Genomic DNA, 20943 nt, shown 5'->3' with positions numbered 1-20943 from the left:
CGGCCCCGGGTCCGCTGCCGTCGTGAGCGGTGCGCCTAGCCGGCCCGGGGCCGCGGCGGGGCGGTGCTGCCGCGGACGACGAGGTCCACGGCGAGGTCCATCCGCAGCGCGGGGGGTTCCTCCCCGGCGGCGAGGGTGAGGAGCAGCCCGGTGGCGGCGGCGGCCATCCGGGTCAGGGGCTGGTGCACCGTCGTCAGCTCGGGGCCGACCCAGCGGGCCACGGGCAGGTCGTCGTACCCCACGACGGAGAGGTCGTCGGGGACGTGCAGGCCCAGTTCCCGCGCGGCCCGGTAGACGCCGAGGGCCTGCAGGTCGTTGCCCGCGAAGATCGCCGTCGGCGGGTTCGGGCCGGTCAGGAGGCTCAGCGCCTCGTCGTGGCCGTCCTCGACGAAGAAGTTCCCGTGGCGGACCAGCGCCTCGTCGACGGGCACCCCGTACCGGGCGAGCGCGTCGCGGTAGCCCCCCACGCGCGCCCGGCTGGCCAGGGTCTCGGGCGGTCCGCCGATGACGGCGACGCGGCGGTGGCCGAGGTCGAGGAGGTGACGGGTGGCCTGCTGACCGCCGCTGAAGTTCGCCGAGCCGACGGAGGGGACGTCGCTCTGCTCCTCGCCGACGGGGTCGACGACGACGAAGGGGATGCTGCGCGCCTCCAGCTGGGTCCGCTGGTCGAGGTCGAGGTCGGAGAACACCATGATCACGCCGGTGGGGCGCCGCTCGAGGACGCTGTCGAGCCACTCCTGTCGGGGGGTGCGCGCCCCGGAGCACTCCGAGAGCACGACCTCCACGCCCTGCTCCCGGGCCGCGCCCTCGACCCCCCGGATGACCTCCAGGGCCCAGGGGTTGCCGAGCTCGTTGAAGACGAGGTCGATCAGCCGGGGACCGCGGGGGGTGGCGGCGCGGCGGCGCTGGTAGCCGTGGCGCTGGATGGCGGCCTCGACGCGGGCCCGGGTCCCGCTGGCCACGTCCGGACGCCCGTTGAGGACCTTCGAGACCGTGGGGACGGAGACCTGGGCGGCAGCGGCGAGCTGCGAGATGGTCATGCGCTCGGCCATGGTCCCGCGAACCCTCCCCTGGTGCAGGGTTCGACCCTACCCGGCGCCCCACCGGTCGCGGTGGTGCGCCGGGCGGACCGGCGGCGCGGGGGGAGCGACCCCCGCGCCGCGGTGGCTCAGGCCCAGCCGCCGCCGGACTCCGCGCGGTGCGGGGCCCGGGTGGTGCGCAGCACGTCCTGCAGCGCGGTGTACTGCGGCTTGGGGGCGAGGTCCTCGTCGTAGAGGTTCGCCGCCCCCTGGCCGGGGAAGGTGCCGGGGACCCACGAGTAGGCGTCGCCGAAACCCCACACGGTGTAGGAGATGCAGTTCTTCACCGCGAGGCAGGCCTGCAGGGTCTGCCTCCAGTACGAGGTCTGCGCGGCCTGCACCTCGGCCGTCACCGGCAGGATGCTGCGGACGTCGACCTCGGTCTCGGCGACGAACAGGCCCAGGTCGGCGAAGCGCTGCAGGTTGGCCTGCAGGTCCGGGAACCCGTACTGGGTGTCGAGGTGGGTCTGGAACCCGACGCCGTCGATCGGCACGCGCTCGGCCTTGAGCTCCTTCGCGAGCGCGTGGACGGCGTTGCTCTTGGGACCGGTGTACTCGATGTTGTAGTCGTTGTAGAACAGCTCGGCCTTCGGGTCGGCCTCGTGGGCCCAGCGGAAGGCGTCGGCGATGTAGCCCATGCCGCCCCAGGCCTGGTACCAGATGTCCTGGCGCGGGGTGCCGTCCTCGTTGAAGGCCTCGTTGACGACGTCCCACTGCCAGATGCGGCCCTTGAAGTGGCCGACCTCGTCCTGGACGTGCTTCTTCAGCAGCGCCTTCAGCTCGCTCGCCGGCAGGCTCGAGGTGTCGACCCGGTTGCCCGCGGCGTCGGTGGTGGAGGTGATCGTGGCCTGCAGCCACGAAGGGAGCTGGCTGTGCCAGACGAGGGTGTGTCCGCGCACGCGCTGCTTGTTGGCGCGGGCGAAGTCGACGAGGCGGTCGGCGGCGGCGAAGTCGAGGGTTCCGCGCTGGGGTTCCACGGCCTCCCACTTCATGACGTTCTCCGCGGTCACGGAGTCGAACTGCTGCGCGGTGAGCTGCGCGTACTGCGGGTCGGAGGCGAGCAGGTCGGTGTTGACGGCCGTGCCGATGCGCAGGCCGAAGGGCTTGTCGAGGTTGCGCAGGGAGTCGGCGGGGGAGCTCTTGTAGAGCGAGGGCGCCGAGGTCGGCGCGGCGGCGAGGGCGGTCGCCGGGGTGCACAGGACGGCGGTGACCCCGAGGGCCCCGACCAGGAGGGATCGGCTCAAGCGCATGACGTGCTCCTTCGCACGGGTGGCGGCGAGACGGCCGTGGACCGCTCACCTCGAAACTATCGGGAGATTCCCGACAGCCCGAACCGTAAGCGGGTGGTCGCACTGCGTCAAGGAGTTCGAGGAGGAGTCCCGCCGGGACGCGTCCCCGGCGCACCCGGCCGCCACGACGTCGAGGCGCGGTCGCGCTCGACCCTGGCGCGCACGCGCTCGCAGCGAGCACCCGTCACGGAGGCGAGGTGGGTCCGGCGCGCCCGGTGACGTCCCGCGGCGGGGCCGGGTCCCCACCCCGGTCGCGGCGGCGTTCCCCGGCGCAACGGCCGGGGTCACCGCGCCGTCGCGGGGCTCACCCGCCGGCGGGGCCCCCGTTGGACCCGGCGGGACGCACCATCGTCCGGTGCGGGATGCGGTCCTCGAGGAACTCCTCGCCCACCGGGGTGAAACCGAACCTCGCGTACCAGCCCACGAGGTGGGCCTGCGCGTCGAGGACCACCTCGTGCCCGTCGAGCAGTTCCAGCGCGCGCCGGAGCAGCGTCCCGGCGACCCCGGCGCCGCGGGCGCCCCGCGCCGTCGCGACCCGCCCGATGCGGCCCCGGCCGTCGGGGTCGCGCAGGACCCGCAGCGTCGCGACGGGTTCCCCGCCGGACTCGGCCCACACGTGGACGCAGTCGGGTTCGAGGTCGCGGCCGTCGAGCTCGGGGTAGGCGCACTCCTGCTCGACGACGAACACGTCGACGCGCAGGCGCAGCAGCGCGTAGAGCACCGCGGGCGGGAGGTCGGCGAGCGCCGCCTCCCGCACCACGAGGGGGTTCACCCGAGCAGGTCGTGCCGGACGACGGTCTGCTCGCGGTCGGGGCCGACGCCGACGGCGGAGATGCGGGCGCCGGAGATCTCCTCCAGGGCCTCCACGTAGGCCTGCGCGTTCTTCGGCAGGTCCGACATGGCGCGGGCGGAGGAGATGTCCTCGGTCCAGCCGTCGAAGTACTCGTAGACGGGCGTGGCGTGGTGGAAGTCGCTCTGCGACATGGGGATCTCGTCGTGGCGGACGCCGTCGACGTCGTAGGCGACGCACACCGGGATGCGTTCCCAGCCGGTGAGCGTGTCGAGCTTGGTGAGCACGAAGTCGGTGACGCCGTTGATGCGCGCGGCGTACCGGGAGATGACGGCGTCGTACCAGCCGGTGCGGCGCGGGCGCCCGGTGGTGGTGCCGTACTCGCCGCCGTCCTGGCGCAGCTTCTCCCCGTCGGCGTCGAGCAGCTCGGTCGGGAACGGGCCCTCGCCCACGCGCGTGGTGTACGCCTTGACGACGGCCACGATGCGGTCGACCCGGTTCGGCGGGATCCCCGCGCCCGTGCACGCCCCGGCGGCGGTGGCGCTGGAGGACGTGACGAACGGGTAGGTGCCGTGGTCGATGTCGAGCATGGTGGCCTGGCCGCCCTCGAACAGGACGATCTCGTCGCGGTCCAGGGCCCGGGACAGTTCCAGGCTGACGTCGGTGACCATGGGCCGCAGCCGGTCGGCGTGGGACAGCAGGCTCTCGACGGTCTCGTCGACGGACACCGCGCGACGGTTGTAGACCTTCACGAGCAGGTGGTTCTTCTGGTCGAGGGCGCCCTCGACCTTCTGCCGCAGGATCGACTCGTCGAACAGGTCCTGGACCCGCAGGCCGATGCGGTTGATCTTGTCGGCGTAGGACGGCCCGACGCCGCGGCCCGTGGTGCCGATCTTGCGCTTGCCCAGGAACCGCTCGGTGACCTGGTCCAGCACGCGGTGGTAGGGCGCGATGACGTGCGCGGAGGCGGAGACGAGGAGCTTGGAGCAGTCGACCCCGCGGGCCGTCATGGCGTCGATCTCCTCGAACAGCACGTTGAGGTCGACGACGACGCCGTTGCCGATGACGGGCGTCACCCCGGGGGTGAGGATGCCGCTGGGCAACAGGTGCAGGGCGTACTTCTCGTCCCCGACGACGACGGTGTGGCCGGCGTTGTTGCCGCCGTTGAACTTCACCACGTAGTCCACGCGGGCGCCGAGGGCGTCGGTCGCCTTGCCCTTGCCCTCGTCCCCCCACTGGGCGCCGACGAGCACGATCGCGGGCATGAGATCCCCTGCTTCCTGGTGACACGACTGTCCGGGTGTGACCGGCCCCGCGGACCGGCCACGCCCGTGCCGGTGCACGGGGCGGTCGCCGCAGACCACCGCGAGCTTACCGGGTGGTGGACCCCGGGGGTCAGCGAGCGAAGCGCTCCCGCAGTTCCCGGCCCAGCGCCGTCCCGGACTCCCAGGCCGTCTGGACCCGCGACCGCGGGCCCCAGGCGTCCCCGCAGACGCCGACGCGGCTCTCCTCGTCCCAGCCGAACGAGTCCTGCTCGTGCTGGCGCAGCGGGCTGGCCAGCGACCAGCGGTGGGCCCGGGCCCACTCCGGCGCGGGGGTGCCCTCCCCGGACAGCATCGGCCCCAGCGCGGCCAGCACGGGCTCGACGACCTCGCGCGGGGCGTCGAGGTGCTCGCTGGAGACCTCCGGGGCGGTGTGCGCGACGAGGACGGGCGCCCCGTCGCCGCGGCGCGAGCCGTCGTCGGCGACGAAGACGAGCAGGTCGGAGTCGTTGACGAACGCGCCGTGGAAGTCCGGCCACCACCGCTGCGACCAGGCCGCGTAGACGGCGATGCACGGCCGCCAGTTCCAGCGCGCCGAGACGTCCAGCCGGGTCGCGACCATGCGCGGCAGCAGGTCGGCCGCCTGCGGGTCCGGCATCGCCAGGACGACGGCCGAGGCGCCGCGCCCGTCGACGCTCGGGCCGCCGGGGCCGGCGGACACGCTCTCGGCGTCGATGCCCTGCACGACGTCCAGCGGGGCGCGCCCGGGCGGGGCGACGAGGTCGTCGGTGAGGCTGCGCAGACCCTCGGGGGAGCTCCAGCGCACCGGGCCGGTCGACGTCCTGCCCAGGCCGGCCGTGCCGTCGGCGACGGCGAAGGTGTCGGTCCACGGCCGGGCCAGGCCGCGGCGCTGCCAGTCGGCGACGGTGTCGGCGAAGCCGCCGTCGCCGGCCTGGCCGGAGACCGTGAAGTACGAGGCGCCCAGGTCCGCGACGTGGACCCCGACGCTCGTCTCGACGCGGCGGCCGCTGAGCCGGCCGCCGGAGCGCCGTCCCCGGTCCAGGACGCGGACGGGGACGCCGGCGTCGGCGAGCACGCGGGCGCAGGCCAGGCCGGAGATGCCGGCACCGACGACGAGGACCGGGCGGTCGGGGCTCACCTGCGGGGTCGGGGAGCTCACGAGGGAAGCAGCTCCCGGGCCGCGGCGGGGTCGCAGTCGTTGAGGAACGTGGTGCAGCGCACCGCTTCCTCCTCCTCCCCGATGGCCTGGGCGGCCTGCTGCAGGACGGCGAGCGCCCGCAGGAACCCGCGGTTGGGCTCGTGCGCCCACGGCACCGGCCCGTGACCGCGCCAGCCGGCGCGGCGCAGGGCGTCCAGGCCGCGGTGGTAGCCGGTGCGCGCGAAGGCGTACGCGGTGATCGTCTGCCCGGCGGCGAGGGCGCGCTCGGCCAGCAGCGCCCACGGCAGCGAGGCCGCCGGGTGGGCGGCCGCGACCGCGTCGGGGTCGGTGCCGGCGGCCAGGGCCGCGTCGACCTCGGGGACGGCGGGCAGGTGGGTGGGCGGCGGGCCGCCCAGCAGGTTGGTCCCGGTGGACATCTGCGGTCTCCTCGGTGGCTGGTCTCAGTGGCTGATCTCGGTGGCTGGTCTCAGTGGCTGATCTCGACCCAGACGATCTTGCCCCGGCGGGTGCGGGTGGTCCCCCACCGCCCCAGCGAGGCGACGAGCCGCATGCCGTGCCCGCCGGCGCCGTCGGGGCGCGCCTCGACGACCCGGGGTTCCTCGGGGCTGTCGTCCTCGACCTCGATGCGCAGCGTGCCGGGCAGGTCGAACAGCCGCAGCCCGATGGTTCCCCAGCCGTGCAGGACGGCGTTGGCGACGAGCTCGGACACGACGATCTCGGCCACGGGGCCGCGGTCCAGGCCCCACACGGCGCAGGCGCGCAGGGTCGCGTGGCGGGCCTTGCCGATGGACGACGGCTCCGAGGGCAGCTGCCAGCGGCGCCGGCGCGGGGTGTCGGCGGTCCGCAGGGGCTCACCGCCGAGCTCGGACTCCTCGGGCACGCGCACGACGACGATGGCGGTGTCGTCCTCGGGGGTGTCGCCCAGCCCGGCGAGCAGCTCCTCCCCGATCCCGGCGGCGTCGCGGGCCCGGGACCGCGACAGCACCTCGACGAGCACCTCGAGGCCGTCGCGCATGGGCCGGGCGCGGGTCTCGATGAGGCCGTCGGTGTAGAGCACGAGGACGTCGCCGGGCGACAGGGCCCGCTCGCGGGTGGGCCGGGGCCGCTCGCCGAGGCCGACGAGGGTCCCGGTGGCCTCGCTGAGCACCTCCACGTCGGTCCCGCGGCGCAGCAGCGGCGGCAGGTGCCCGGCGCTGGACCAGGCCATCTCCCACTCGCCGTCGTCGAGGCGCTGCAGGGTCGCGAAGACGAGGGAGGCCATCCGCCCGATCCGCATCCCGGAGGCGAGCTGGTCGACGCGCATGAGGACGCTGCCGGGGTCGTCGAACTCGTGGGCGGCGGTCCGCACGACGGAGCGGATCTGGCCCATCGCGGCGGCGGCCTCGAGGTCGTGGCCGACGACGTCGCCGACGACGACGCCGGCGACCGACCCGCCGGCGGTCCCGCCCGGGCCCTCCCCGGTGGCCGGCAGGACGTCGTACCAGTCGCCGCCGACCTGGGCGTGGTCGGCGTTGGAGGCGTAGAAGGTCCAGACGTCGAGGCCGTCGATGCCCTCCAGGCCGGTCGAGTCCGGCAGCATGCTGCGTTGCAGCGTCTCGGCCAAGGCGTGCTCCCGTTCGTGCAGTCGTGCGTTCTCCACCAGCAGCCCCGTCCGCCGGGCCGCGCCCGCGACGACCGAGCGGTCCTCGGGCCCGAGGCCGCCGGGGTGGGGGCGGACGACCAGGACGCCGAGGACGTCCTCCCGTCCCCTCAACGCGACGGCGAGCGCGCCGGTGCCCGTCCCCGCCCCGCTCAGCTCGCCCAGCCAGGCCGTGACGGTCCCGACGGGAGCGTCGGCGGTGCCCAGGTCCACGAGGTGGCCGGCGCCGGCCTGCAGGACGGGGTCGGGGACGGGGCCGGCGGTGGGGTCGGTGCCGCGCGGGCGCCGGAAGCGGCGGCCGAGGCGGGGGTGCAGGTCACGGCCGTGGGCGGCGACGACCTCGGCCTCCACGGCCTGGGTCCCGGGGCGGGTCCGGACCTCGGCGACGAGCGCGGCGGCGACGAGCTGGTCCCCGAGGGCGGCGGCGACGGCCTGCAGCGTCGCGGCGGGGTCCTCCCCGCCGGTGTCCAGGACGGCGTCGAGCCGGGTGAGGGTGGCCAGCCGCGCGCCGGCGCCGCGGTCCGCGGCGGTGCGGCGGGTCACGTCGGTGTGCCGCGTCAGGACGTGGCCGACGGCGCCGGTGCGGTCGCGCAGGGGCACGGCCCGCACCTGGTGCAGGAAGTCGGTGCCGTCGGCGCGGTGGTCCAGGACGACCACGGTCGTGGGCCGGCCGGTGGCGACGGCCGCGGCGAGCTCGTCCAGGGCCTGCTCGTCGCGGGCGCGCAGCAGGTGGGCGGAGGACCGGCCGACGACCTCGGGGGCGGGGGTGCCCGTGGTGCGCGCGTACCCGCCGTCGGCCCACTCGACGACGACGCCGCCGTCGCGCACGGCCGACAGGGCCGTCCCGGGCGCGGCCGCGACGACGCTCCCCGGGGCCGGTCCGGGGCCGGCCGACGGGTCGGACGGGTCGGGCAGGTCGGCCTCGGCGAGCACGACGACGAGCTGGTCGCGGTCGGGGACCCGCCCGGCCATCACCCACAGGTGGCCCCCCAGGAGCTGCCCGGCCACGGCCAGCCCCTGCGCGAGGCGTTCCCAGACGGGCCCGCCGGGCAGCCCGGCCCGCTCGCGGTAGGCGGCGAGGTCGGCCGGCAGCGGGTCGCCGGGCCCCAGCCCGGCGCAGGCGCGGCCGGCGTCGTCGAGGGCCAGCAGGGCGCCGGTGGCCCGGCCCGGGACCGACTCCAGGAGCAGCACGGCGGCGGGCACGCGCAGCGCGAGCGCCTGCGGTCGGCTGCCGGGCATGCGGTGGGGCTCCTCGGGTCGGGCGGGGTCGGTGCGGGTGCGTCGGGGCGGTGTCGGGGCGGGTCGGCGGGGCGCGCGGACCTGCGCGGGTCGGCGCGGACCGGGCCTCGATAGCATGCAGGGGGGTCGCACGGACCGCGCGTCGAGGGTGGCGCGGGGACCGGTGGGCCCGCCGTGCGGTTCAAGGCCGTGCGGGACGACATCCGCTGCCTGCAGAAGCCGGGCACGGCGATACAGCGGACGTACTGCGGAGGACTCATGACGAATGACGCCACACCGCCGGGAGAGTCCCCCCGGGTGCCCCAGGTGCGCTCGGTGGACCCCGGATCGGTGCACGTCCTCTACGAACCCCGGGCCACCCGCGTCGTGCTCACCGGTGAGATCGACGCCGAGCTCGGGCCGGACCTGCTGGAGGCCGCGGAGGACGCGCTCAGCTCGGGCCGGCCGGTGCAGGTCGACGCCCACCACGTGACGTTCATGGACTCGACGGGGCTGGCCTTCCTGGCCCGCCTGGCGTCGCGGTCCAAGGCGCACCGGGTGACCCTCATCCGCCCGCCGGCGGTCGTGAAGTTCCTCATCGAGACGACGAACATCGTGCAGCTGCTCGACGTCGTCGACGAGGAGCCGGGGCTGACGTCGGCCGCGGCGCGCACCGCGGACGACGACGGCCCCCAGCCGGCCTGAGGACCGGCGCCCCTCCGCGGCCGGGGTCGGCCGCGGAGGGGCGGCGGGTCACTTGACGGACTTGCCGGCGCTGCGCAGGTGCTGCGCGGCCTCGACGACGCGGGCGGCCATGCCCGTCTCGGCGGCCTTGCCCCAGGTGCGGGGGTCGTAGGCCTTCTTGTTGCCGACCTCGCCGTCGACCTTCAGCACGCCGTCGTAGTTCCTCAGGACGTGGTCGACGATCGGCCGGGTGAAGGCGTACTGGGTGTCGGTGTCGATGTTCATCTTCACGACGCCGTAGTCGACCGCGTCGCTGATCTCCTGCTCGGAGGAGCCGGAGCCGCCGTGGAAGACGAGGTCGAACGGCTTGTCCTTGCCGACCTCCCGCCCGATCTCCTGCTGGATCTGCTGCAGGATCTCCGGGCGCAGCTTGACGCCACCGGGCTTGTAGACGCCGTGGACGTTGCCGAAGGTCAGGGCCGTGAGGTAGCGGCCCTTCTCCCCCGCGCCGAGGGCCTCGACGGTCGCGCGGGCGTCCTCGACGGTCGTGTAGAGCTTGTCGTTGATCTCGTGGGCGACGCCGTCCTCCTCGCCGCCGACGACGCCGATCTCCACCTCGAGGACGATCTTCGCGGCGGCCGCGGCGGCGAGCAGCTCCTGCGCGATCTGCAGGTTCTCCTCCAGCGGCACGGCCGAGCCGTCCCACATGTGCGACTGGAAGAGCGGGTCCCGGCCCTCCTTGACGCGCTCGGCCGAGATCGCGATGAGGGGCCGGACGAAGCCGTCCAGCTTGTCCTTGGGGCAGTGGTCGGTGTGCAGGGCGATGTTGACGTCGTAGGCCTTGGCGACGTGGTGGGCGTACTCGGCGAGGGCCTGCGCGCCGGTGACCATGTTCTTGACGGTGGTGCCGGACAGGAACTCCGCCCCACCGGTGGAGACCTGCACGATGCCGTCGCTCTCGGCCTCGGCGAACCCGCGGATGGCCGCGTTCAGCGTGATCGAGGAGGAGATGTTGATGGCCGGGTAGGCGAAGGAACCGGCCTTCGCGCGGTCCAGCATCTCGGCGTAGACGTCCGGGGTGGCGATGGGCATGAGACTCCTCCGTCTGGCGGCTCTGGCGGCTCGATCCTTCCACGGCCCCCGTCGCCCGGGCAGCCGACCCTTCCCGGATGCCGAGGGCGGCCTCCGGTGCGAGCGTGGTCAACATGACGGACAGCCAGCTGAAGGGCAAGAAGGTCGCGTTCCTCGTCGCGCCGGAGGGCATCGAGCAGGTCGAGCTCACCGAGCCGTGGAAGGCCGTGCAGGAGGCCGGCGGGGAACCGGTGCTCCTGTCGACGGCCCCGGGCCAGGTGCAGGCCTTCAACCACCTCGACAAGGCCGACACGTTCGACGTGGACGTCGTCGTCGACGACGCCAGCCCCTCGGAGTACGCCGCGCTGGTGCTGCCCGGCGGGGTCGCCAACCCCGACGCGCTGCGCACGAGCCTGTCGGCGGTGAAGTTCGTGGGCCAGTTCGCGGCCTCGACGCGGCCGGTCGCGGCGATCTGCCACGCCCCGTGGACGCTGGCCGAGGCCGACGTCCTGAAGGGCCGGCGCATGACGTCGTGGCCCTCGCTGCGGACCGACCTGACCAACGCGGGCGCCGAGTGGGTCGACGAGGAGGTCGTGGTGGACCGCAACGGCCCCGGGCCGCTGGTCACCAGCCGCAACCCCGACGACCTGCCGGCGTTCAACCGGGCGCTGCTGGAGGCGATCGCGTGAGCGTGGGCATCGGCTACACGTGCATGAGCGAGCAGTCGGACCCGCGCTGGCTGGTCCGCGACGCCCGCGCCGCCGAGGAGGCCGGGTTCGACACCGTCGTCTTCTCCGACCACGCCTCGCCGTGGCTGACCTCCCAGGGGCACGCGCCGTACGCGTGGTCGGTGCTGGGGGCGGTGGCCGCGACGACCTCGCGCGTGGAACTCATGACGTACGTGACGTGCCCCACGATCCGCTACCACCCCGCGGTCGTGGCGCAGAAGGCCGCGACGGTGCAGATCCTGTCCGAGGGCCGCTTCGTGCTGGGGCTGGGGTCGGGGGAGAACCTCAACGAGCACGTCGTGGGGCAGGGCTGGCCGGCCGTGGAGGAGCGTCAGGACATGCTCGTCGAGGCGGTCGAGGTCATCTCGAACCTCTTCGACGGGGACCTGCTGACCTACGCGGGCGAGTACTTCCGGGTCGACTCCCACCGGTTGTGGGACGTCCCGGAGCACCGGGTCCCCATCGCGGTCGCGGTGAGCGGGGAGAAGTCCGCGACCCGCTTCTCGCCGCTGGCCGACCACCTGATCGCCGTCGAGCCCGACGCCGCGCTGGGCGCCTGGGACGCCGCGCGCGAACCGGGGCAGGGCCCGGGCCGCCGCATCGGGCAGATGCCGGTGAGCTGGGACGCCGACCGCGACGCGGCGGTCGCCCGCGCGCACGAGCAGTTCCGCTGGTTCGCCGGTGGCTGGAAGGTGAACGCCGACCTGCCCACGACGGCGGGTTTCGCGGGGGCCACGCAGTTCGTCCGCCCGGAGGACGTGGCGCAGCAGATCCCCTGCGGGAACGACGTCGACGCGATCGTCGAGGCGGCCTCGGCGTACTTCGAGGCCGGTTTCACCGACCTGGCGCTGGTGCAGATCGGCGGGGAGCACCAGGGCGGGTTCCTGGAGGCCGCGAAGTCGGACATCCTGCCGGCCCTGCGCGAGGCCGCCCAGGGCACCGACCCCTCCCCCAGCTGAGGGTGTTCGCCACCGGGGCGGCGGGGCGGGTGCACCGCCTCCGCCGCCCCGGTGCGCGTGTGAGCCGTCCTCTTTCCTGAGCGTGTCCTGGGCGATACTCTCCGTGACGACACTGGTGTCGTGACGAGGGGGCCCACCGTGAACGGACGCGCAGCGACCTGGAGCACGGCGGTCGTGGCCGCCGCGACCGTCCTCACCGCCACCCCCGCCGCGGCCGCCGCCCCCGCCGCGGTCCCCCGCCCGAGCACCCCCGCCTGCGGCGCGGTCCTGACCTCCAGCGTGCGCCTGGCCTCCGACGTCGTGTGCCCCACCGGCGGCGGCCTCACCCTGGCCGCCGACGGGATCGAGCTGAACCTCAACGGGCACCGCCTCGTCGGGCCCGGCGGCCAGGGGCGCGGCGTGGTGGTCGCCGCCCGGGACGCGGTGGTGCGCAACGGCACGATCACCGGCTGGGGCACCGGCGTCGAGGCCGGGCCCGACGACCCGAGCGTGGACACCCCGCCGGCTGTGAGCGCGACCCTGCGCGGGCTGCGCGTCGACCGCAACACCACCGGGGTCCGCGCCGGCTGGGAGGGGGCGCTGTCGGTGCGCGACACCTGGATCACCGGCGGCGGCCGCGGGGGCGAGTCGTTCTTCGACGGCGTCCTGCGGCTCGACCACTCCGTGGTGTCCGGCAACGGGATCGGCCTGTTCTCGTTCTCCGTCGGCTGGGACGGCCTCGTCGTGCGCGACTCCGTCCTGCGGGAGAACTCCAGCGCGGGCCTGGCCTGCGGTCAGGACGGCCACTACGACGTGGCGCGCAGCACCCTGCAGCGCAACGGTTCCGGCGTCGACGCCTTCGAGTGCAGCGGTCGCGTCGTGGACTCGCGCTTCGTGTGGAACGACCGGCACGTGACCGGTTTCCTCGTCGACGGGGACGTCATGGAGCTGCGCTGCAACACCTACACGCGCGACGGTTCGCCGCTGGAGTTCCCCGTGACGCCCTGTTCCTGACCCGCGGTCCCCGGCTCAGCCGAGCAGGTCCTGCAGGACGTCGGCGAGGGCGACCGACCCGAGTTCGGCGTCGTCGTCGGTGCAGAACTCCTCCGGGGAGTGCGACACCCCGGTGGGGTTGCGGGTGAAGAGCATCGCGGAGGGGACCCGCCCGGCGAGGACGCCCGCGTCGTGACCGGCGCCGGTGTCCAACCGCGGCGCCGTCGGCAGGACGCCCGAGAGCCGTCGCGCCAGCCCGGCGTCGAAGGCGACGGTCGGGCTCAGGGACTCCTCGCGCACCTGGACCGTGCACCCCTCCGCCGCGGCCAGCTCGACCGCGCGCCGGGAGACCTCGGCGACGACCGCGGCCGTCACGGCGTCCTCGGGGTGCCGCACGTCCAGCCACAGGTCCACGCGCGAGGCGATGACGTTGGTCCCGCCGGGCACCGGCTGCAACCGGCCCACGGTGGCGCGGGTCCCCGGGTGCGCCGCGGCGACCTCGCGGGCGGCGACGACGACGCGGGCGGCGGCCAGCAGCGGGTCGCGGCGGTCCTCCAGCAGCGTCGTCCCGGCGTGGTTGCCCTGCCCGTGGACGGTGAAGCGCCACCGGCCGTGGCCGATGACCGAACCGGCCACCGCGACGGGCGCGCCGAGGTCGACCAGCCCCCGGCCCTGCTCGACGTGCAGCTCGACGAAGGTGCCCACGCGGGCCAGCGCCTCGTCGTCCCGGCCGAACCCGGCCGGGTCCAGCCCCGCCGCCCGCGCCACGTCGGCGAAGGTGTTCCCGTCCGGGTCGGTCAGCCCCAGCGCGCGCTCGGGGGTGATCGCCCCGGTCAGCAGCCGCGACCCCAGGCAGGCCACCCCGAACCGGGACCCCTCCTCCTCGGGGAAGACCGCCAGCCCCAGCGGCCGGGCCGGGACCACCCCGCGCTCGCGCAGCAGGTCCACGGCGCGCAGGGCCGACGCGACCCCCAGGGGACCGTCGAACGCTCCCCCGCCGGGCACGGAGTCGAGGTGGCTGCCCGTGACGACGGTGTCCTGCAGCGGCACGCCCGCCGGGTTCCACCACGCCCAGACGACGCCGTTGCGGTCGGTCTCGGCCCCCAGCCCGCGCCGGTCCAGCTCGGCGACGTACCAGTCGAGCAGTTCGCGCTCGGCGGCGGCGAACACGGGGCGCGAGTAGCCGCCGCGCACCGGGTCCCGCCCCGTGTCGGCGATGGCGGCCAGGAGCTGGGACGTCTCGGACACGGCCCGAACCTACCCGCCCCCGCCCCGCCTTCCCCCACCCCGCCTTCCCCCACCCCGCCTTCCCGCTCGAAGCACGGTTCGGGCCCTCCCGCCCTCGCCCCGCGGGCGCGAAGCACACATCGAGCCCCGCCGACACCCCGCACCAGGGCCCGAACCGTGCGTCGAGCGGGAACGCGCGCCCTGTTTCCACAGGCCGGCGCGACGGCGCGTCGTCCACAGGTGCCGGCCGGCGGACCGGCCCGGTGGTCCGCCGTCCCGGAGGCTGACCCGGTGCGACGACGGAACAGATCGATCTTCCTGCCCGAGGTGTTCCTCGGCCGAGACGCCGTGCGCGACGGGGTCTTCAGCAAGAAGGAACTCCGGGGCGAGGAGGTTCAGCGCGTCCTGCGGGGCGTCTACACGGTGCGGGGTGCGCCCCTCACCCACCGGCTGCGCTGCAAGGCGGCCGCTCTCCTGCTGCCCCCCGGCGCAGTGGTCACCGGCCGTTCGCAGGCGACCCTGCTCGGCGTGGAACTGACCCGGTGGGAGGACCCGGTGGAGGTGCTGATGCCCGACGGGGTCCGGTGGGCCACCACGCAGGGCATCGCGTTGCGGCGCGCCAAGCGGGTCGACGCCGGCCCGGTGCGCGACGGCGTCCCGCTGGCGAGTGCGCACCGCATGGCCTTCGATCTGACGACGCGCGTGGACCTGCTCGACGCCGTCGCCGACCTCGACGCCGCGGTGCGGGCGGGCCTGGTCCACCTGCCGTCGTACCGCCTGCGGCTCCTCGACGTCCACGACCCGCACGTCGTGCAGGCCCGCCAGGCCGCCGACCTGTGCGACCCGCGCGCCGAGTCCCGGCCCGAGTCGAAGGTGCGGGTCGTCCTGCACCGGGCGGGGATCCCCGTGGAACCGGGCCACGTCGTCCACGACGCCGCCGGTCGCTTCGTGGCCCGGTTGGACCTGGCCCTGGAGGACTTCCGGGTCGCCGTGGAGTACGACGGGGAGTGGCACGCGCTGCGCGAGCAGTTGTCGCAGGACCGGCTCCGACTGCGCCGGTTGCGCGAGGCGGGCTGGGAGGTGGTCCACGTGACCGCGCGGATGCTCCGCGACCCCCAAGAGGTCGTCGACGCCGTCACCCGGGCCGTCGCCCGCCAGCGCCGTGCGCTCCGCGTGCCCTGACCCCTCTCCTGCTCCAAGCACGGTTCGGGCCCTGGAACGCGCGCAGTCAGGGCCCGAACCGTGCTTCGAGCGGGACGTCGCGGGGGCGGGACGTCGCGGGGCGGGGAGTGGGGATTGGGCGGAGTGGGGGTGGGGTGGGGGTCAGCGCGCGTAGCGGACGTGCGTCGCCAGCGGCGAGTGGACGACCTCGACGGGGTCGAGCCCGAACCCGCTCACCCCGTCGAACAGCCGCTCCCCCGCCCCCAGCAGGAACGGGGCGATGTCGAGGCGGAGCTCGTCGACCACGCCCGCGGCCAGCGCCTGCCGGACGGTGGACGCACCGCCGGCGATGCGGACGTCCTGGTCCCCGGCGGCCTCGCGGGCGCGGGCGAACGCCTCGTCGAAACCGCCGGTGACGAAGTGGAACGTCGTGCCCGTCGTCTCCAGCGGCGCCCGCTCGTGGTGGGTGAGGACGAACACCGGCGCGTGGTACGGCGGTTCCTCGCCCCACCAGCCGCGCCACGACTCGTCCGGCCACCCACCGCGGACGGGGCCGAACATGTTGCGGCCCATGACGACCGCACCGATCGGCCGCAGGAGGTCGGCGCGCCACGCGGCGTCGGCCCCGTGGCCGGGTTCGTCGGCGCGGAACATCCACTGGTGCAGGCGCCGGACCTCCCCGGTGCCCATCGGGTGCTCCAGGGACTGGTCCGGGCCGGCGGAGTACCCGTCGAGGGACGTGGACTGGTGGCAGACGACTCGGCTCATGCCCTGGTGACCTCTCGACGGGACGGGACTCAGCGGTCCGGCAGCGCCTCGGCGAGGAGTTCGGCCAGGTGCTTGGGCCGGACCCCGGTGAGGTTGTCGGACTGGGTGCGGCAGGAGTACCCGTCGGCGACCACGACGGCGTCGCCGCGCTCGCGCAGCGCCGGCAGCAGGGCGTGCTCGGCGACCTGCACCGAGACGTCGTAGTGCCCGGCCTCGGCGCCGAAGTTCCCCGCCAGGCCGCAGCAGCCGTTGAGGACCTGGGCGTCGACGCCGGCCTTGGCCAGCAGCGCGGCGTCGGCGGCGAACCCCATGACGGCGTGCTGGTGGCAGTGCGGCTGCACGACGGCGCGGGTGTCCACCTGCGGCGGGGTCCAGTCGGGGCGCTGCTCGGCGATGAGCTCGGCCAGGGTCTTCACCCGGCGCTCCAGCGCGTGCGCGCGGGGGTCGTCGGGCAGCAGTTCGGCGGCGTCGTCGCGCAGGAGCGCCGTGCACGACGGTTCCAGCCCGACGACGGGGACGTTCGAGGTCCCCAGCGCGTCCAGCGACGTGCGCAACTGGCGCTTCGCCCCGTCCAGCTGGCCCGTGGAGACCCACGTCAGACCGCAGCAGACCTGCTTCTCGGTGAGCCGCACCTCGAACCCGAGGTGCTCCAGCAGCTTCACCGCGGCCTTGCCGACCTCCGGGGAGAAGTGCTCGGTGAAGGAGTCCACCCACAGCAGCACCGGCTCGCCGGGGACGACGGGCCGCTTGGCGAACCAGTCGCGGAACGTCTCGACCGCGAACTCCGGCAGCGGCCGCTCCTGCGCCACCCCGCCCACCGCCTTCGCCGTCCAGGCCAGCGCCGGGACCGACGTCAGCGCGTTGACGAGCTTCGTCAGGACCGGCGCGGCCGTCGCCAGCTTCGACCAGCGCGGCAGCCACCCGAGCAGGTAGTGGTTCGCGGGCCGCAGCCGGCCGGCGTAGAACTTGTCGAGGAACTCGGCCTTGTAGGTGGGCATGTCCACCCCGGCGGGGCAGTCCGCCGAGCACCCCTTGCAGGACAGGCACAGGTCGAGGACGTCCTTGACCTCCTGCGAGCGCCACCCGTCGGTGACGAGGGTGCCGTTGGCCATCTCCTGCAGCAGCCGCGCGCGGCCGCGGGTGGAGTCCTTCTCGTCGCCGGTCGCCAGGTACGAGGGGCACATGACGCCGCCGGAGTCGGCGCGGCACTTGCCGACGCCGACGCAGCGGTGGACGGCGCGGGTCAGGTCGCCCTCGTCGCGGGAGTACGCGAACTTCAGCGGCATGCCGAGGGCGTGCGCGGGGCGGGCGGCGGGGACCCGCAGGTCGGCGGCGACGTCGGCGGGGCGCACGATGACGCCGGGGTTCAGCAGGTCGGCCGGGTCGAAGGCGCGCTTGACCTCCTCGAACGCGGTGATCGCCTCGGCGTCGTACATGAGCGGCAGCAGGCCGCCGCGGGCGCGGCCGTCGCCGTGCTCGCCCGACAGCGACCCGCCGTGCTTGGCGACGAGCCGCGCGGCGTCCTCCAGGAACGCCTTGGCCGCGGCGCCGCCACCGTCCTCGTAGAGGGGGAAGTCGATGCGGACGTGGATGCAGCCGTCCCCGAAGTGCCCGTACGCCAGCCCGTCGACGGCGTGGGAGGCCATGAGCGCGTCGAACTCGCGCAGGTACTCCCCCAGCCTGGCGGGCGGGACCGCGGCGTCCTCCCAGCCCGGCCACGCGGGCAGCCCCTCGGGGGACCGCCCGGCCAGCCCGGCGCCGTCCTCGCGGATGCGCCACAGCGCCCGCGCCTCCGCCGCCGTCGGGATGATCACCGAGTCGAGGGCGCGGGAGTCGGCGACCATCGCCTGCGCGGCGGCCAGGGACTCCTGCGGGGTCTCCCCGCCCATCTCGACGAACAGCCACCCGTCGCCGCCGGGCAGCCCGTCGACCGACCCGCCGCGGCGCACGACGACGTCGGCCAGGCGCCGGTCGATGCCCTCGACCGCGAGGGGGGCGTGCTCCAGCAGGGCCGGGGTCGCGTCGGCGGCCTCGTGCATCGAGGGGTAGCCCAGCACGACGAAGGTGGTGGACGGCGACTGCCGCACGAGGCGGACCCGGGCGCGCAGGATCGTCGCCAGCGTCCCCTCGGACCCGGTGAGCAGCCGCGCCAGCGCGGTGCCGGTCGGGCCGCCGGTCTCGGGCAGCAGGTGCTCCAGGGCGTACCCGGAGACCTGGCGGCCGAAGGTGCCGAACGTCGTGCGGATCAGCCCCAGGTGCTGCGAGGCGACCGCGCGCAGCTCCTCGACCAGCTCGGCGGGGGGTTCGTCGGTCCAGTAGCGGCGCCCGTGCCCGTCGAGGACCTCCAGGGCGACGACGTTGTGGGAGGTGCGGCCGTAGGCCAGGGCGTGCGAGCCGCAGGCGTCGTTGCCGATCATGCCGCCGACGGTGCAGCGGGCGTGGGTGGAGGGGTCGGGCCCGAACCGCAGCCCGTGCGGGGCGGCCTGCCGCTGCAGGTCGTCGAGGATGACGCCCGGTTCGATGAGCGCCGTCATGCCCTCGGCGTCGATCTCCAGGACGCGGTTGAGGTGGCGGGAGAAGTCCAGGACGACGCCGGAGCCGATGGCGTTGCCCGCCACGGAGGTGCCCGCGCCGCGGGAGGTGAAGGGGACGCCCAGCTCGCGGCAGACCGCCCAGACGGCTTCGACGTCCTCGACCGAGCGGGGGAAGACGACGACCTGCGGGACCACGCGGTAGTTCGACGCGTCGGTCGTGTACTCGGCGCGGCGGCGGGTGGAGGCGTCCACGACCCCGGAGGCGGGGTCGGTGCCGAGCACCGCGTTGAGGGCGTCCACCAGGTCCGCGCCGGGGGCCCCACCGTCAGCGGCAGCGGTCGTCGCGCGGTTGTCGTCGATCAGGGTCACGTGCTCAAGTGTGCCGCCGCGGGAGGGGTGCTCGGGCACGGAACGGCCCGGCCGCCGCGTTCAGCGCAGCAGCGCCAGGTGGCGCGGGCTGACCCCGACGTGCACCCGCTGGCCGCGGGTGACGGTCAGCCGGTCCTCCTCCAGGCCGTCGCCGAAGACGACGAGCTCGTCGGACAGGACGTCCAGGGTCAGCGCGCCCTGCGCCAGGGTCCCCGCGACGAGGTCGGCGCCGGTGGTCGGGGAGGGCCAGGCCTCCCGGACGAACCAGGCCAGCGCGGGGTCGGTGGCCGCCGGCAGCCCGGTCGCGCGGCGGGCGCGGGCCAGGGAGGCGAGCCAGCCGGTGGCACCGGTCCCGGTGCCGACGACGACGCCGCTGGAGGCCTGCTCCTCGTGGCGGTGGTGGCCGTCGCGGTCGCAGCCCAGGACGTACCGGGCGGTCTGGTGGCTGCGGTGACCGACGAAGACCTCGTTGAGGGCGTGCAGCTCCTGCCCGTCGTCGGTGCTCGCGCGGACCATGGTGCGCAGCTCGCAGGGGGCGTCGGACACGCTGCGACGCAGCAGGTCGGGTGCGTCGGCGGCGCGGTGCGGGACGAGGACGCCGGCGTTGCGGCCGGGGGCGGGGTCGATGCCGACGACGACCTGGCCGGACAGGTGCTTGGCGACGTTGGCGACGAGGCCGTCCTGGCCGACGACCACGACGACGTCCTCGGGGGCGAACAGGAACCGCGGCAGCTCGGCGCGCTCGACGGCACCGGTGCGCCAGTCGGCGGGGACCGCGGCGGCGACGGCGGCCAGCGCCCGCCGCTGCTGCTCGTCGGCCTCGGCGAGCTCGGCCAGGCGGCGGCTGCGGGTGCGCAGGAAGAAGTCGGCCGCGCCGGGGGTGCCGTGCCGGGCGACGGTCTCGGCGTAGGCGGTGCGCCGGTGCACGAGGACGGCCCGGGGCGCCAGGCTCACGGCCGCACCAGCCGGGCGAGGGCGCCGGTGACGACGTCGGGGGTCAGGACGAGGGTGCCGACGTCCGGCAGCTGCCCGGCGAACTCGCGCAGGGCCAGGGTGAGCAGGACCTCCGGCGGGGTGCCGGCGACGGCGGCCAGGCGGGCGGCCTCGGCGGCGGCGTCGGCCTCGCCCTGGGCGCGGCGGGCGGCTGCGTGGGCCTGGGCGAGCCGTTCCTCGCGCTCGGCCTCGGCGGTGGTGCGGACGGCGTCGGCGGCCGCGGCGTCCTCGACGCCGCGGCGCTGGTTGGCGCCGCGCTGGGCGACGAGCTGCTCCTCGCGGCGGGCCAGTTCGATCTTGCTCTGCAGCTCGTTCTCGCTGATGGCGCGTTCGCGTTCGACGGCGAGCGCGCGGCGCTGGGCGGTGGCCCCGTCGGCCTCGGTCTGCAGGCGCTCGCGGGTGGGGGTGCCGAGGGCCTTCTCGACGTCGGGGTCGGGGCGGACGGCGACGACGCGGGCGTCGACGAGGGCGAGGCCGGTGTGGGCGAGGCGGCTGTCGGCGAGCAGGCCGGCGGTGATGCGCTCGCGGGTGAGCGCGACGCCGTCGGTGAGGGCCTGCAGCAGCGGCAGGCCGGCGAGGACGTCGAGGACGTGCTGCTGGGCGGTCTCGGTGAGCAGCCCGGCGATCTGCTGCAGGGGGGCGGCGCGCCAGCGGCCGGTGGCGGGGTCGAGGGAGAAGTCGACGCGGGTGGCGGCGAGGTCGGGGTCGGCGATGCGGAAGGTGACGGTGGCCTGGACGGTGACGTCGACGAAGTCGGCGGTGCGGGCGTGCAGGAGCAGCGGCAGCTCGCGGTCGTCGACGGGCAGCTCGGACAGGGTGGCCGACAGGGGGCGGAACCAGAAGGCCTGGCCGGTGCCGGTGTGGGCGAGCTTGCCGCGGCGGTGGTGGATGACGTGGGTGGTGGGGGTGCTGCGCAGGTGGCGGGCGAAGGGGTAGCGGGTGATGTCGGCCACGGGGTCCTCCTCGGGACTTGTTGTCGTCGCAGTGACGATAAGCCTCCCCCCACTTGTCGTCAAGTCG

Annotated in this window: 18 protein-coding genes; 5 read left to right on the top strand and 13 right to left on the bottom strand. The window is 75.2% G+C overall.

The window, feature by feature from the left end; translation table 11 throughout:
* Positions 1-35: 35 nt before the first annotated feature.
* From BJ968_RS14060 to BJ968_RS14030, 7 genes are all read right to left on the bottom strand, one after another.
* Positions 36-1052, bottom strand: coding sequence for a LacI family DNA-binding transcriptional regulator (locus BJ968_RS14060; protein WP_179752836.1), 1017 nt, complete (start codon positions 1050-1052; stop codon positions 36-38).
* Positions 1053-1168: 116 nt separating this feature from the next.
* Positions 1169-2329 (bottom strand): endo-1,4-beta-xylanase, encoded by a 1161-nt coding sequence (locus BJ968_RS14055; protein ID WP_179752819.1) that lies wholly within the window; start codon positions 2327-2329, stop codon positions 1169-1171.
* A gap of 343 nt (positions 2330-2672) precedes the next feature.
* Entirely contained in the window at positions 2673-3140 is a 468-nt protein-coding gene (locus tag BJ968_RS14050) for a GNAT family N-acetyltransferase (protein WP_179752817.1), read from the bottom strand.
* On the bottom strand, positions 3137-4423 hold the full coding sequence (locus tag BJ968_RS14045) for an adenylosuccinate synthase (protein WP_179752815.1): 1287 nt from the start codon (positions 4421-4423) through the stop codon (positions 3137-3139). Before BJ968_RS14045 ends, BJ968_RS14050 begins: the two co-directional genes overlap by 4 nt.
* A gap of 130 nt (positions 4424-4553) precedes the next feature.
* Positions 4554-5600 (bottom strand): FAD-dependent oxidoreductase, encoded by a 1047-nt coding sequence (locus tag BJ968_RS14040; protein ID WP_218885055.1) that lies wholly within the window; start codon positions 5598-5600, stop codon positions 4554-4556.
* Positions 5597-6016, bottom strand: a complete 420-nt coding sequence (locus tag BJ968_RS14035; RefSeq protein ID WP_179752814.1) for a DUF3151 domain-containing protein — start codon at positions 6014-6016, stop codon at positions 5597-5599. The genes BJ968_RS14040 and BJ968_RS14035 overlap by 4 nt, the downstream gene beginning before the upstream one ends.
* Positions 6017-6066: 50 nt before the next feature.
* The gene (locus BJ968_RS14030) at positions 6067-8478 is read right to left on the bottom strand and encodes an ATP-binding SpoIIE family protein phosphatase (RefSeq protein WP_179752811.1); all 2412 of its coding nucleotides are present in this window, start codon (positions 8476-8478) and stop codon (positions 6067-6069) included.
* A gap of 315 nt (positions 8479-8793) precedes the next feature.
* On the opposite strand from BJ968_RS14030, the gene BJ968_RS14025 reads away from it, so the two are divergent.
* Positions 8794-9162: an STAS domain-containing protein gene (locus BJ968_RS14025; protein ID WP_218885054.1), complete on the top strand. Its 369-nt coding sequence runs from the start codon at positions 8794-8796 to the stop codon at positions 9160-9162.
* A gap of 48 nt (positions 9163-9210) precedes the next feature.
* Here the strand turns inward: BJ968_RS14025 and fbaA are convergent, their stop codons facing one another.
* Entirely contained in the window at positions 9211-10233 is a 1023-nt protein-coding gene (gene fbaA, locus BJ968_RS14020; protein ID WP_179752807.1) for a class II fructose-bisphosphate aldolase, read from the bottom strand.
* 113 nt (positions 10234-10346) lie between these two features.
* Here fbaA and BJ968_RS14015 point away from each other — a divergent pair, with 113 nt between their 5' ends.
* The 3 genes from BJ968_RS14015 to BJ968_RS14005 all read left to right on the top strand — a co-directional run bounded on the left by BJ968_RS14015 (position 10347) and on the right by BJ968_RS14005 (position 12892).
* On the top strand, positions 10347-10901 hold the full coding sequence (locus BJ968_RS14015; protein ID WP_179752805.1) for a type 1 glutamine amidotransferase domain-containing protein: 555 nt from the start codon (positions 10347-10349) through the stop codon (positions 10899-10901).
* Positions 10902-10903: 2 nt separating this feature from the next.
* Positions 10904-11899 (top strand): TIGR03557 family F420-dependent LLM class oxidoreductase, encoded by a 996-nt coding sequence (locus BJ968_RS14010; RefSeq protein ID WP_343078261.1) that lies wholly within the window; start codon positions 10904-10906, stop codon positions 11897-11899.
* Positions 11900-12037: 138 nt separating this feature from the next.
* Positions 12038-12892, top strand: coding sequence for a hypothetical protein (locus tag BJ968_RS14005; RefSeq protein ID WP_179752803.1), 855 nt, complete (start codon positions 12038-12040; stop codon positions 12890-12892).
* Between the two features lie 15 nt (positions 12893-12907).
* Here BJ968_RS14005 and BJ968_RS14000 read toward each other — a convergent pair whose 3' ends face one another.
* Complete coding sequence (locus BJ968_RS14000; RefSeq protein WP_179752801.1) at positions 12908-14119, bottom strand: allantoate amidohydrolase; 1212 nt, start codon at positions 14117-14119, stop codon at positions 12908-12910.
* Between the two features lie 270 nt (positions 14120-14389).
* On the opposite strand from BJ968_RS14000, the gene BJ968_RS13995 reads away from it, so the two are divergent.
* Positions 14390-15280, top strand: a complete 891-nt coding sequence (locus BJ968_RS13995) for an endonuclease domain-containing protein (RefSeq protein ID WP_179752799.1) — start codon at positions 14390-14392, stop codon at positions 15278-15280.
* Positions 15281-15421: 141 nt separating this feature from the next.
* Here BJ968_RS13995 and BJ968_RS13990 read toward each other — a convergent pair whose 3' ends face one another.
* The 4 genes from BJ968_RS13990 to BJ968_RS13975 are packed head-to-tail and all read right to left on the bottom strand — an operon-like array spanning position 15422 to position 20876.
* On the bottom strand, positions 15422-16027 hold the full coding sequence (locus tag BJ968_RS13990; protein ID WP_179752797.1) for a dihydrofolate reductase family protein: 606 nt from the start codon (positions 16025-16027) through the stop codon (positions 15422-15424).
* A gap of 29 nt (positions 16028-16056) precedes the next feature.
* Positions 16057-18930 carry an FAD-linked oxidase C-terminal domain-containing protein gene (locus BJ968_RS13985; protein ID WP_218885053.1) on the bottom strand — a complete coding sequence of 958 codons (2874 nt, stop codon included), beginning with the start codon at positions 18928-18930 and terminating at the stop codon, positions 16057-16059.
* Positions 18931-18990: 60 nt separating this feature from the next.
* On the bottom strand, positions 18991-19884 hold the full coding sequence (locus BJ968_RS13980) for a hypothetical protein (RefSeq protein ID WP_179752796.1): 894 nt from the start codon (positions 19882-19884) through the stop codon (positions 18991-18993).
* Positions 19881-20876: an SPFH domain-containing protein gene (locus tag BJ968_RS13975; protein WP_179752794.1), complete on the bottom strand. Its 996-nt coding sequence runs from the start codon at positions 20874-20876 to the stop codon at positions 19881-19883. Before BJ968_RS13975 ends, BJ968_RS13980 begins: the two co-directional genes overlap by 4 nt.
* Positions 20877-20943 lie beyond the last annotated feature (67 nt).

The organism is Kineococcus aurantiacus, from assembly GCF_013409345.1.
In the GTDB taxonomy this organism is placed as follows: Bacteria; Actinomycetota; Actinomycetes; order Actinomycetales; family Kineococcaceae; genus Kineococcus; species Kineococcus aurantiacus.
The sequence above is the reverse complement of the archived record's forward strand: the minus strand, read 5'-3'. Positions and strand labels throughout refer to the sequence as shown.

What these genes read in the sequence shown, in the direction of transcription:
- BJ968_RS14060 (WP_179752836.1), bottom strand. Translation starts at nt 1,052, where the DNA reads ATGGCCGAGCGCATGACCATCTCGCAGCTCGCCGCTGCCGCCCAGGTC.
- fbaA (WP_179752807.1), bottom strand. Translation starts at nt 10,233, where the DNA reads ATGCCCATCGCCACCCCGGACGTCTACGCCGAGATGCTGGACCGCGCG.
- BJ968_RS14015 (WP_179752805.1), top strand. Translation starts at nt 10,347, where the DNA reads ATGACGGACAGCCAGCTGAAGGGCAAGAAGGTCGCGTTCCTCGTCGCG.
- BJ968_RS14030 (WP_179752811.1), bottom strand. Translation starts at nt 8,478, where the DNA reads ATGCCCGGCAGCCGACCGCAGGCGCTCGCGCTGCGCGTGCCCGCCGCC.
- BJ968_RS13990 (WP_179752797.1), bottom strand. Translation starts at nt 16,027, where the DNA reads ATGAGCCGAGTCGTCTGCCACCAGTCCACGTCCCTCGACGGGTACTCC.
- BJ968_RS14035 (WP_179752814.1), bottom strand. Translation starts at nt 6,016, where the DNA reads ATGTCCACCGGGACCAACCTGCTGGGCGGCCCGCCGCCCACCCACCTG.
- BJ968_RS14045 (WP_179752815.1), bottom strand. Translation starts at nt 4,423, where the DNA reads ATGCCCGCGATCGTGCTCGTCGGCGCCCAGTGGGGGGACGAGGGCAAG.
- BJ968_RS14055 (WP_179752819.1), bottom strand. Translation starts at nt 2,329, where the DNA reads ATGCGCTTGAGCCGATCCCTCCTGGTCGGGGCCCTCGGGGTCACCGCC.